Source organism: Pseudomonas sp. PvP001 (assembly GCF_040546375.1).
GTDB lineage: Bacteria > Pseudomonadota > Gammaproteobacteria > Pseudomonadales > Pseudomonadaceae > Aquipseudomonas > Aquipseudomonas coleopterorum.
Genome location: NZ_JBEPNQ010000001.1, coordinates 2,987,199 through 2,999,705, shown reverse-complemented (window position 1 = coordinate 2,999,705; position 12,507 = coordinate 2,987,199). Strand labels below are relative to the sequence as shown.

The 12,507-nt window shown below is 64.2% G+C and carries 9 protein-coding genes and 1 pseudogene; all 10 read left to right on the top strand.

Annotation, left to right across the window (positions count from 1 at the left end; genetic code table 11):
* Window positions 1-13: 13 nt before the first annotated feature.
* The 10 genes and pseudogenes from ABMD26_RS13560 (at window position 14) to pqqF (ending at window position 12,449) form a co-directional block, all read left to right on the top strand.
* On the top strand, window positions 14-1,018 hold the full coding sequence (locus tag ABMD26_RS13560) for a glycosyltransferase (protein WP_134723535.1): 1,005 nt from the start codon (window positions 14-16) through the stop codon (window positions 1,016-1,018).
* Window positions 1,015-2,253 (top strand): glycosyltransferase family 4 protein, encoded by a 1,239-nt coding sequence (locus tag ABMD26_RS13555; RefSeq protein WP_354310053.1) that lies wholly within the window; start codon window positions 1,015-1,017, stop codon window positions 2,251-2,253. The genes ABMD26_RS13560 and ABMD26_RS13555 overlap by 4 nt, the downstream gene beginning before the upstream one ends.
* A complete protein-coding gene (locus ABMD26_RS13550) occupies window positions 2,222-3,547 on the top strand; it encodes a hypothetical protein (protein WP_134723537.1) in 1,326 nt (441 codons plus the stop codon). Before ABMD26_RS13555 ends, ABMD26_RS13550 begins: the two co-directional genes overlap by 32 nt.
* Before the next feature lie 29 nt (window positions 3,548-3,576).
* Window positions 3,577-4,857: a hypothetical protein gene (locus tag ABMD26_RS13545; RefSeq protein ID WP_354310051.1), complete on the top strand. Its 1,281-nt coding sequence runs from the start codon at window positions 3,577-3,579 to the stop codon at window positions 4,855-4,857.
* 115 nt (window positions 4,858-4,972) lie between these two features.
* Entirely contained in the window at window positions 4,973-6,082 is a 1,110-nt protein-coding gene (locus tag ABMD26_RS13540) for a glycosyltransferase family 4 protein (protein WP_134723539.1), read from the top strand.
* On the top strand, window positions 6,079-7,152 hold the full coding sequence (locus ABMD26_RS13535; RefSeq protein ID WP_354310049.1) for an acyltransferase family protein: 1,074 nt from the start codon (window positions 6,079-6,081) through the stop codon (window positions 7,150-7,152). Before ABMD26_RS13540 ends, ABMD26_RS13535 begins: the two co-directional genes overlap by 4 nt.
* Window positions 7,130-8,330: pseudogene (locus ABMD26_RS13530) on the top strand (glycosyltransferase family 4 protein). The gene ABMD26_RS13535 and the pseudogene ABMD26_RS13530 overlap by 23 nt, the downstream one beginning before the upstream one ends.
* 87 nt (window positions 8,331-8,417) lie before the next feature.
* Window positions 8,418-9,500: a polysaccharide biosynthesis/export family protein gene (locus ABMD26_RS13525; RefSeq protein ID WP_049862447.1), complete on the top strand. Its 1,083-nt coding sequence runs from the start codon at window positions 8,418-8,420 to the stop codon at window positions 9,498-9,500.
* A 122-nt stretch (window positions 9,501-9,622) separates the two neighbouring features.
* Window positions 9,623-9,787, top strand: a complete 165-nt coding sequence (locus ABMD26_RS13520) for a hypothetical protein (protein WP_090360818.1) — start codon at window positions 9,623-9,625, stop codon at window positions 9,785-9,787.
* A 208-nt stretch (window positions 9,788-9,995) separates the two neighbouring features.
* Window positions 9,996-12,449: a pyrroloquinoline quinone biosynthesis protein PqqF gene (pqqF, locus tag ABMD26_RS13515; RefSeq protein ID WP_354310046.1), complete on the top strand. Its 2,454-nt coding sequence runs from the start codon at window positions 9,996-9,998 to the stop codon at window positions 12,447-12,449.
* Window positions 12,450-12,507 lie beyond the last annotated feature (58 nt).

The window sequence follows — 12,507 nt, the reverse complement described above, 5'->3', positions numbered from 1 at the left end:
GGAGAGCAGTTCGATGAATGCCAAGACCACCCTGGTGACACTGACGTACGGCGACCGCCTTGGTTACCTCGAAGCGCTGATCGAGCGTTCGCTGGCCTCCGCACACATCGAACGGGTGGTGGTGGTGAGCAACGCGTCGCGCGCCGATCTGAACTCGCTGCGCACGCAATGGCCGACCCGGATCACCGTGATCGAGCTGCCCAGCAACACCGGTTCGGCCAATGGCTACAAGGTCGGTATCGAGGCGGCGTTGCAACAGGGCGCCGAATACCTGTGGCTGATGGACGACGACAATGCGCCCACCCTCGGCGCGGTCGAGACCCTGCACCAGCGGCTGCACGAGTGCGAGCGCCTCGTGGGCGTGGACAAGGCCGCCGTGATCGGTTTTCGCCCCAACCACCAGGCCGACATCGCCGCCGGGGTGCCGCATCGCTATGCGATCCAGTTGCGCTCCAGCTGCTTCGGTTTCCACATCGCCCAACTGCCCTACAAGCTGTGGCGGCGTACGCCCTGGGGAAAACCGGCCGGGCGCAAGGCGGCCAGCAAGCCCTTGGTGCAACTGCCCTTCACCACCTACGGCGGCCTGCTCGCGCACCGCAGCGTGTTCCAGCGCATCGGCCTGCCGCTCGAAGACCTGCTGCTGTATGCCGACGACACCGAATACACCTGGCGCATCACCGCCAGCGGCGGACAGATATTCCTGGTGACCGAGGCGCTGCTCGACGACCTGGAAGAGTCGTGGAATGCCAAGGCCCGCACCAACAACATTTTCGAGAGCTTCCTGCTCGGCAACTCGGACCTGCGCGCCTATTACACCGCGCGCAACCAGGCCTGGTTCGACAAGCACGTGTGGGCCGGCTCGACGCTGCTGTATCGGCTCAATCGCTCGGTGTTTCTGCTGTTGCTGCGCTATTTCGCAAAAAGGAGCGGTTCGGACCGACGCCTGGGCTTGCTCGAACAAGCCATGCGTGACGGGGAATCGGGTCGTCTGGGCATTCATGAATCCTACCCACTATGAAGATACTGTTCCTAAGCAGCCTGTACTCGCCGCACATCGGCGGCGGTGCTGAAATCGTCCTGCAACGCACGGTCGAGGGCATGCAGCAGCGTGGCCACCAGGTCTGCGTGCTGAGCACCGGCCCGGATGCGGGCCTCAAGCATGAATACGTCAAGGGCGTGAAGGTCTACCGCGCCGGGCTGCTCAACACCTACTGGCACTTCAGCGAGCAGCGCCCCGGCGCGTTGGCCCGGCTGGGCTGGCACCTGCGCGACAAGTACAACATGGGCATGCGCACCTACCTGCGCGAAGTGCTGGCTGCCGAGCACGTCGACCTGGTGGTGTGCCACAACCTCAGTGGCTGGTCGGTGTCGGCCTGGGACGAGATTTCCGCCTCCGGTTTGCCGCTGGTGCAGGTGCTGCACGACATGTACCTGATGTGCCCCAGCAGCAACATGTTCAAGAAGAACGCCGCCTGCAAGGTGCCGTGCAAGCTGTGCAGGCACTTCCGCCAGGGCCATGCCGAACGCTCGGCCCAGGTCGACGCGGTGGTGGGGGTCAGCCAGCACCTGCTGGGCAAGCTCACCGACGCCCGCTTCTTCCGCAACGCTTCGCAGCAGGTGATCTACAACGCCAGCCCGAAGATCGACCATGCACCGTCGCGTTTCACCCGCATGGCCCAAGGCGAACCGTTGCGCTTCGGTTACCTGGGCACCTTGTCCGAGCCCAAGGGCCTGCGCTGGCTGATCGATCAGTTCAAACGGTTGCCGTTCAACGCCACCTTGCAGATCGCCGGGCGCGGGCAGCTGGACTACGAGCAGGTGCTGAAGCTTGAGGCCAGCGGCGAAAACATCCACTTCGTCGGCTACCAGTCGCCGGAGAGTTTCTATCGGCAGATCGACGTGGCCATCGTGCCTTCGATCTGGAACGAGCCGTTCGGTCTGGTGGCGGTGGAAGCCTGCGCCCACTCGGTGCCGGTGATCGCCAGCGCCCGCGGCGGCTTGCCGGAGATCATCCAGGACGGCGTCAACGGCCTGCTGTGCAACCCCGACGAGCCACAGACCCTGGGCCTGGCGATGCTGCAGCTGTACCGCGACCCCGAACTGCGCGAACGCCTGGGCGCCCAGGCGCGCAACAGCGTCGAGCACCTGCTCGACCAGGAGCGGATGCTCGACAGTTATCAACAGCTGTTCCTCGATGTTCTGCAAAGAAGAAATGTCCATCATGAAATCAGCCCTGTCACTCAGTCGCTTTGAGGCACCGGCGACACGACTTGCGGTGAACAAGTCGACGCTGGTGGTCTGGACCGCGATCGCCCTGCTGCTGGTCGAGACGTTTTCCGGTGCGCTGCGCTATTACTTCGACCAGGCCGGCATCTCGGCCTTGCTGTACCTGCCCAAGGTGCTGTGCGTGGTGTTGTTCGCCCTGGAATTGACCACGCTCAAGACCCACCGCCTGTTCTGGATCCTGTTGCTGGGCCTGGTCGTCTCGGCCGGATTGGGCATGCTGCACGGCGCGGCCCTGGTCAACCCGCTGTTCGCCCTGTTCGGCTACATTCCGCTGCTGTTCGGGCTGGTCTGCGGGGAACATCTGGAACAGCGCCGCAAGTTGCTGGGCTGGGCGATCGGCCTGTGCCTGCTGGCGACCATCGTCGGTGTGTACGCCGACAGCCTGTTTTCGGTGCCCTGGAAAGGCTACAGCTACAACCTGGGCGACCAGGAGCTGACCGGTAACATGACCTGGGCAGCGGACGGTATCGACCGACCCGCCGGTTTCGCGCGGATGTCGACCACAGCCGCCACCCTGACCGCGGTCTTCACCCTGTACCTGTGTGCTTTCACCCGCTCCAAGGTGCTGCTCCTGGCTTTGCTGGGCGTGGCGTTCGTGACCATCCTAGTGACCACCAACAAGTCCACCGCCGTGGCGCTCATCGCCGTGTTGCTGGTGATGCCGTTCTACAACCAGCGCCTGCTGTGCCGAGTCGCCTTCGTCGTACTGGTGGGCATGGGCGCCGTGCTGCCGCTGATCGGCCTGTGGACGCAGCTGGATCCGAGCCTGGCCGCCAGTGGCGCCGAAGGCAGCCTGGTGTCGCTGTACGACCGCATGATCAACACCTGGCCGCGCCTGGCCGATGAAGTGGTCCGCCGCGACTGGAGCTGGACGGGCGGCGGGCTGGGCATGGTCGGCAGCGCGGTGAACATGTTCCCCGTGGACAACGTCAAGTACCCGGCCGTGGCCGACAGCCTGTTCATGTACCTGTGGGCCAGTTTCGGCGTCATGGGTCCGGTGCTCTACGCACTGTTCCTGCCGCTGCTGATGACACTGCGCAGCAAGAACAGCTGGATGGCTCGCGCCCTGTTGAGCATTTGCCTGTGCGTGGTGGTGGTGGGCTGGACGACTGACGTGCTGGAAGTGCCGGTCTGCGGGATCTTTCTGGGCCTGGCCATCGCCCATGCGCTGCGCCGCAAGGCCATGCCCGTGCAGTGGTTGATTACCGAGCGACGCCGCAGCAACCGTGATGACTACCCCGATGGCCTTCAACTGACGTGAACCTTTTTATGCCCAGATTGCTGCAACGTATGGTTTGGTTACTGCTGGGGCTGTTCACCCATGCGAACACCAAGGCCGCCGACACTTTCATCGTCGGGGTCGGTACCCATCTGCTTCATTCGAGCGCGCCGGTGGCACGGCCGACCTTGCTCATGAAAGAGGCCGGCATCGCCTCGGCCCGCGATGACCTGTTCTGGTCCACGGTGGAGCGGGAGCCCAAGCGCCTGAACTTTCCGATGGGCTGGCAGCGCTATCTGCAGGCCCTGCGCGAACGGCAGATCGGCACCATGCTCATCCTGGGCTACGGCAACCAGTGGTATGAAAAAGACGCCAAACCGCGCAGCCCGTTCGTGCGCGATGCCTTCGCCAACTACGTGAACTTCATCAGCCGGCGCCTGCGTGGCCAGGTGGACTTCTACGAGATCTGGAACGAATGGGACCTGGAAGACCCGACCAGCGAAGCCTTCAGCCAGGACTACGCCACGCTGATCAAGGAAACCAGCGCGCTGGTGCGCAGCAACGACCCAAACGTGCGCCTGGTGGCCGGCGCGGTGACCACTCAGGGTCTGCAGGAAGGCTTCGCCGACCGGCTGGTAGAGGCCGGTGTGATGGACGATCTGGACGGCTTGTCGCTGCACCCCTATGTCCACTGCCGCAAGGACCATGCAGGCAACACCCCGGAAAGCTGGATCAAGTGGCTGAGCGACATCTCCAGCCGCCTCGACGCCCTGGCCGAACGCCCGGTGCCGCTGTACCTGACGGAAATGAGCTGGCCCAGCGCCGACGAGCCTTGCGGCGTCAGCGAAACCACCCAGGCCGCGTACCTGGCGCGAGGGTTTTTCCTGGCGCGCATTCATCCGGCGATCCAGGGCATGTGGTGGTACGACCTGCTCAACGACGGTCGCGACCCCAAGGAGCGCGAACACAACTTCGGCCTGCTCGATAACGACCTCAACCCCAAGCCGGCGTACACCACGCTCAAGGCGATTGCACCGTACCTGACGCAGTACCGCTACGACGCCAAGCACAGCGTGATCAGCGACACGCTGTACCAATTGCGCTTCGCCAAGGGTGATGAACAGGTGCTGGTGATGTGGGCGGTGGGTCAGTCGCGGCCGGTGCGGATCCAGTCCAGCGCCCTGCTTGAGGGTGGCGCGCGGCTGATCGACACACGCCAGGCCGGTGTGGGCATGCGCGAAAGCGAGAACCCATGGGATTGCGGGGAGCACTACTGCACCACGGTGGTGACCGCCTCCGAGTTCCCCAAGATCGTCAGCCTGGGCAAGGCCAATTGGTTGTTCACCCAGTAGAAAACGCGACGCCCGCAGGAGCGGGCCTTAATTGCGGTGCACCTTGCGCCGCCTTCGACCGCGACCGTTGGACGCGGCACTACCTCTAGCAAGCGCGTGAGCCAAGGATGTTCCGATGATTGTCATCAATGCACGTTTTCTGACCCAGGAGCTGCGCGGGGTGCAACGGTTCGCCGAGCAGACCTGCCTGGCCCTCAAGCGGCAACGTGACGACCTGGTATTCGTCACCTCACCGGGTGTGCGCATGCACGAGACCGCTCGGCTGCTGGATGCACAGGTCGTGGGCACTCGTACTGGCCACCTGTGGGAACAACTGGACCTGCCGCGCTACCTGCGCAGCCAGGGCAATCCCTTGTTGCTGTCGTTGTGCGCCACGGCACCGCTGTTCTATGGCAATCAGATCGCCACGCACCACGACATCACCTACGTGCGCCATCCACAGAGCTACACCTGGCAGTTCCGCACGGCCTATCGGCTGATGACGCCGCTGTTGCTCAAGCGTCTGAAGACACTGATCACCGTCAGCCAGTTTTCCAAGCGCGAGATCGGCGAGTTCTACGATTTTCCGGCGCAGAAGATCCTCGTGGTACCCAACGCCGTGGGTGAAGAATTTCAACCCGGCGAACCGTTGCAGGCCGGTCCGCGCTATCTGCTGGCAGTGTCCTCGCCCAGCGCGCACAAGAACTTCAGCCGCATGATCCAGGCGTTCCTGCAGCTCAAGGGCTTCGAGCAGGTCGAGTTGCGCATCGTCGGTGGCGGCGGCGCGGTGTTTTCCGACCCGAACCTGGAGGCTCTTGCCAACAGCGATCCACGGGTGCGCTTTCTCGGGCGCCTGACCGATGCCCAGCTGATCGAGCAATACCAGGGCGCGGCGGCCTTCGTGTTTCCTTCGCTGTACGAAGGCTTCGGCATTCCGCCGCTCGAAGCGCAGGCCTGTGGTTGCCCGGTGCTGGCGGCCAATGCCGCCTCGATCCCCGAGGTGCTGCAGTCCAGCGCGCTGTACTTCGATCCACTGGACGTCGAACACATCAGCCGGGCCATGGCGCTGGCCTTGAACAGCCTGACCATCCGCCAGCACCTGCGCACCCTGGGCCTGCAGAACGTGTCGCGGTTCAGTTGGGACGCATCGGCACGACTGATCAGCGACCGAATCGACACAGTCCAGACCCGACGTCCGCGCAGTGCCGCATTGACCCAGCCGTCGCCCGGCAAGGAGCACTCATGACTCGCCTGGGGTATCTGGATGCCTTGCGCGGCATCGCCGCCCTGCTGGTGGTGGTCTGTCACTTGTGGCAGCCGTTGCTGGGCCCCGGTGCGCTGCCGCATTTCTGGCTGGACATCGGCAAGCTGGGCGTCATCTGGTTCTTTCTGCTCAGCGGTGTGGTGATCCCGTTCAGCCTGCAACCTGGCCCCGGCGGCGCACGTCGCTTCATCGTCTCGCGGGTGCTGCGCCTCTACCCGGCCTATTGGCTGTCGCTGGCGCTGTACATCAGCATGCTGGCGCTGACCGGCGAAGCCCTGCCGACCTGGCAGCGCGTAGTGGCCAACGTCACCATGCTGCAAGCGGCCATGGGCGTCGAAGATGTGATGGGGCTGTACTGGACGCTGTTCATCGAGTGGCTGTTCTACGCACTGTGCCTGGGCCTGATGCTGATCGGTCGCCTGCGCAGCACCCGCTTCCGCGCCGCCTGCGCCCTGGCCCTGCTGGCCGCTGCGGTGGGCATGGGCATGATGCGCATGCTGCTCGAACGCAAGCTGCCGGTGGCCTTGCCGCTGGGCCTGTCGCTGATGCTGTTCGGTTCGATCTGGCGCGACTGCCTGCTGGGCCAGGCCGATGCCCAGGTGCGGCGCTGCGTGAAGGGCCTGCTGCTGGCCTATGCCGTGGCCCTGCCGCCGACCTTCTACGCCGCCTACGGCTTCGATGCCGGCAACGGCGAGTACTGGTTTCGCTACTGCTTCACCTACCTGTTGGCGATCAGCAGCTTCATGTTGCTGACCCAGCGCATCCGCCTGCATCAACCGTTGTTGCTGTGGCTGGGCACCATCAGTTATTCGCTGTACCTGCTGCACCCGAGCATGGAGCTGTTGTGCCGTTACCTGCTGGGCGTTCCCGGTCGTTCGTTGTCGGTCACCTTGCTTGCCACCGCGCTGTCGCTGCTGGCCGCGCACGTGAGCTATCGCCTCGTCGAACTGCCTTTTATCCAGTTGAGCAAACGACTCAACACCCGTGCTCGTCCCAGAGCGCCCCTCATTCCCGAACTGCAGGTGCCCTATGAAAATAGCAATCGTCCATGATTGGCTTGTCACCTACGCCGGTGCCGAAAAGGTCCTGGCCTCGATGCTCAAGATCTCGGCCCGACGCCGATCTGTTCTCGGTCATCGACTTTCTCAGCGACGAAGATCGCGTGCACCTGGGCGGCAAGCGTGCCACCACCACCTTCATCCAGCGCCTGCCCAAGGCCCGCACGCGCTACCAGAAATACCTGCCCTTGATGCCCATGGCCATCGAGCAACTGGACCTGTCCGGCTACGACCTGATCCTGTCGAGCAGCCACGCGGTGGCCAAGGGCGTGCTGACCGGCCCCAACCAGTTGCACATCAGCTACGTGCATTCGCCCATCCGCTATGCCTGGGACCTGCAGCACCAGTACCTGCGCGAGGCCAATCTGCTGGCCGGTATCAAGAGCAAGGTGGCACGGATGATCCTGCATTACATGCGCATGTGGGACCAGCGCACCGCCGCCGGTGTCGACGAGTTCATCAGCAACTCGCAGTTCATCGGCCGACGCATCGACAAGGCCTATCGCCGTCCCTCGACCGTGATCTATCCGCCGGTCGACACCACCGGCTTCAACCTGCAGACCGAGAAGCAGGACTTCTACCTGACCGCCCAGCGCATGGTGCCGTACAAGAAGGTGCCGATGATGGTCGAGGCGTTCAGCGCCATGCCCGACAAGCGCCTGATCGTCATCGGCGACGGCCCGGAGATGGACAAGTGCCGTGCGGTGTGCGGCCCCAACGTCACGCTGATGGGTTACCAGTCGTTCGAAGTGCTGCGCGAGCACATGCAGAACGCCCGCGGCTTCGTCTTCGCTGCCGAAGAGGATTTCGGCATCAGCCCGGTGGAAGCCCAGGCCTGCGGCACGCCGGTGATCGCCTTCGGCCGCGGTGGCACCCTGGAAACCGTACGCGGGCTCAACGAAGACAACCCTACCGGGGTGTTCTATTACCAGCAGACCGTGGCGGCGCTCACGGCCGCCATCGAGACGTTCGAGAGCCAGGCCTCGCGCTTCAACCCCCGCGCCTGCCGCGAGAACGCCCTGCAATTCGCGGAAAAGCGCTTCGAACGGGAAATGCGCCAGTTCGTCGAGAACCGCTGGAACGAGGCGCGTCTGGGCGATGCCTTCGATTGCAACCCGGTACTGGGCCTGGCCGACGCCGGTCTGCTGCTCGCCGCAGCCCAGAAACTCTAGGCCACACGAAAAGACTTCACCGCCACACCGCTGTTCCGAACCTCCCAAATACCGTGTGAGAAGTCCGATTCTCCAAGGAAGATTGCAATGAAACGAACTGTATTCGTAGTCGCGTTGTTCGCCGTGCTGCTGCAAGGATGTGTGTTTTCCCCAGGGCAACACATGACGCCCGAGGATGCCGCCGATGACATCGGCGAAACCGGACCGGTCACGGTCCTGCCGATCAACGCGCAGACCGTCGCCCAGCATCAGAACCAGTACCGGCCAGAACCCGTACCGGCCGCGCTGTATGCCTACAAGCCAGGCGACTACCGCATCGGCGCCGGCGATGGTCTGCAGATCACCGTCTGGGACCACGTCGAGCTGAACTCGCCGACCAACCAGGAACCGCGCGCTCAGGGCACGCAGATCGTGCGCAACGACGGCACCGTGTACTACCCGTTCATCAACTCCATCCAGGCCGAAGGCAAGACCGTCAGCGAACTGCGCAATGACCTGCAACGCGCCCTCTCGCGCTACCTGACCGACACCCAGGTGGACGTCAACGTGCAGAACTACGCCAGCCAGCGCGTGGTGTTTTCCGGCTCGTTCAAGAACGCAGGTCCCCAGGTGCTGAACAACGTGCCGTTGTCGCTGATCGAAGCGGTCAGCCGTGCCGGTGGCGACGATGGCAGCGGCAACCTGGCCGGGCTGATCCTCAAGCGCGACGGTCACGAGTACCTGCTCGACATCGACACCCTGAACCGCAAGGATTCCAAGCTCAACGGCATCTACCTGAAGAACGGCGACCAGCTGCACCTGGGCAACAACCGGGCGAACAAGGTCTACGTGCTCGGCGAAGTCAATTCGCCCCAGGTGATGACCTACGGCACCAGCACCTTCACCCTGCTCGAAGCGCTGGGCAACGCCGGCGGCCTGTCCCAGGAAACCGCCAACGCCGAGGCCATCTACGTGATCCGCGGCGCACAGGAGCGCGCCCAGCAACCCGCCACGGTGTTCTACCTCAACGCCAAGAAGCCAACCGCATTCCTGCTTGCCCGCCAGTTCGACCTGCAAGCCTCGGACGTCGTGTTCGTCGGCCCTTCGGACATCACCCGCTGGAACCGCTTCATCAGCCAACTGCTGCCCTCGGCGTCCGTGGTCGCTACTGGCAATGCGCTGAGTCAGTGATCTGACCTGAAGCCGCACTGAACGCTTGGGCAAGCGCTCCACTCCAAGTCTTGCCCGGGCGCTCATTGCCAGCGTTTCGCGTCGACGGGTATTCGAATCATCTGCCCACACCAGGAATTCCCATGACTGACCCACGCAACGTTGCCCACGACAAGAAAGTCCAGCAGGAAAAGAAGAACCACGGCGAAGAGATCGCACCCAACGCCGAGCACGCGCCACAGCCAGGCATGAAGCCAGCGCTCAAGCACGACGATGAGCAGCAGGACGAGCAGGATGACAAGGCTTGAGCCTGTCTTTGAGCTGAGTTGAAGACCGTGGTCTGGCGGCGCCGGTTGATGTCGGCGGCCGCCACATCGCTTCCCGAGATGTGCATTTCTCCGCAATCCGCAAAAAAGCTCGTTTCGCCTGGAAAATCCCTGTGCGAACGGCTCCCCCGCCTACCCCCAAATCCGCTACGATTACGCCCTACAGCCTGACCGCTCAAAGGGAATTGACATGCCTCAACCTTCACTGCCGGCCGCCGAACATGTGGTGCTGGACAACGGCCTGCACGTGCGCCTGCATCATGAGCCACGTCTCAAGCGTGCCGCCGCCTTCATGCGCGTTGCCGCAGGCAGCCACGACGTACCCGCCGCCTGGCCTGGTCTGGCCCATTTCCTTGAACACCTGTTCTTTCTCGGCACCGAACGCCACAGCGGCGACCACGGGCTGATGGCCTTCGTGCAGAACCACGGCGGGCAGATCAACGCCAGCACCCGCGAGCGCTGCACCGACTATTTCTTCGAAGTGCCGGTGAATGCCTTCGCTGGTGCGCTGGAACGTCTGTGCGACATGCTCGGCCATCCGCGCATGACCCAGGCCGAGCAACTGCGCGAACGCGAAGTGCTGCACGCCGAATTCGTCGCCTGGTCGCGCGACCCCGAGGCACGCCACCAGCAATGGTTGACCAGCGCGCTGGACGCCGAGCATCCGCTGCGGGCCTTCCACGCCGGTAATCGCTACAGCCTGCCGGTGCCGCGCGATTCGTTCCAGCAGGATCTGCGCAGCTTCTACCGGCGCTTCTACCAGACCGGACAGATGACCCTGTGCCTGGTCGGCCCGCAACCGCTGGAGCAGCTGCGTGCCATGGCAGAAAAAGCGGCGGGTGCGCTGCGCCCCGGCGACACTGCCGAACAGATCGCCCCGCCACCGCTGGTGGGCACGCCGAGCGAAGCGGTCGAGCCGCCGGACAAAGGCCGTTTCAACCTGTTGTTCGCCTGCGAAAACCTGCCCCGCGGTGCCACCCAGGCGCTGGAGTTCCTCGCCACCTGGCTGGGAGCCAGCCAGCACGGCGGCCTGCTGGCCGAGCTGCGTCGCCGACAACTGGTGCAGACCCTGGAACTGAGCACGTTCTATAACTTCGCCGACCAGGCCCTGATCAATATCGAATTCAAGCTCACGCCGGCAGGCGAAACGGCGACCGCGCTGATCGGCCAGCTGTGCTTCGATTGGCTGGAGTTCTTCCAGGCCCACGACGACTGGCAAGGCCTGCGCGAGGAATTCCGCCTGCTCAACGAGCGCCGCTTGCAGGTTGCCAGTGCCTTGGAACTGGCTCGCCACCACAGCGACGAAACGCCGTGCGAGTTGAGCCGCCAAGCCTTGCAGGCATTGCGCGAGATTCTCGAACACCTGCGCCCCGAACACCTGTTGCACCCAGTGGCAGCCGGTCCGGAACGTGACCTGGCCGGCCGCTGGCGACTGCCGCCGCGCAACCGCTTCCTGCGCCCCAGCCGCCGCCCGGACCATCCCGTACAGGATCCGCAAGGTCTGGCCTATTGGGACGGCGCTTCGGCGCACAGCCATGAAGCCGCCCTGTACCTGCGCTGGCGCGTCAATGCCTCGCGCCATCAGGGGCTGTTCCGCACCCTGCAGGACAGCCTGCGCAAGCTCACCGAAGAAGCACGCCAGGCCGGTGTGCAGATGGTCTTCAGCAGCCTGGGCGACGACTGGCAACTCAAGCTGAGCGGCGTGCAGGCGCCCATCCCGGCGCTGCTGGAGCAAGCCCTGGAGCTGCTGGCCATACCGGCCCCGGAGGTCTGGCACCAGGCCGGGCAGGAATCCTCCAGTGCCACCCTGACCCCCATCAAGGAACTGCTCAAGCGCCTGCCCGACCACAGCCTGGGCTATTTCCACAGCCGCACCTCCGACGAAGACCTGCGCCCCCTGGCCTTGCAGAAGCTGTGGGGCGCAGCGCGCTGGGACGGCCTGGCCGTGGGCATGAACGACGGTGAACGCAGCGCCCTGAACAATGCGTTGCGCAAGATGCCCGGCACCGCCAGCCCGCAGCGGGGTCAACCGCATGCGGCTCAATCGGGGCGTAGCTGGAGTCATGTGCCCTGCCAGTCGAGCGAACAGGCGCTGCTGTTGTTCTGCCCGGTGCCAAGCCAGAGCATCGCCGACGAAGCCGCCTGGCGCCTGCTGGCGCAGCTGTGCCAGACCTCGTTCTACCAGCGCATGCGCGTCGAGCTGCAATTGGGCTACGCCGTGTTCAGTGGCCTGCGCCAGATGGCTGGCCGCACTGGTCTGGTGTTCGGTGTGCAGTCGCCCCAGGCACCGCTGGCCGATATCCTGGGCCATGTGCAAACCTTCATCGAAACCTTGCCAACCCTGATCGACACCCTGAAACCCGCTGCGCTGGACACTCAGCGCGAAGAACTCGCCAGTCGCCACGAGCGCTCGCAGATGGACCTGCTGCCCCTGGCCGAGCTGCTCTGGCAAGCCTGTCAGGCCGGCCATGGTGCCGACTACCTGAGTGCCCTGCAGCGAGCCGTGCGCGAGCTACGCCCGGACGACCTGCACCACGCGGCGCAGCAACTGGCCAGCGGCACCGGTGGCTGGCTGTGCCTGGCCACCGGCCCTGCACTGGAGCCTTCGTGGGTGCCGGCCCAGCGATCGTTACCGGGCAGGTAACGGACTTTATCGAATAAATACCCATAGGCGGCTTTCTTATTTAGTAACATAGCGCCCC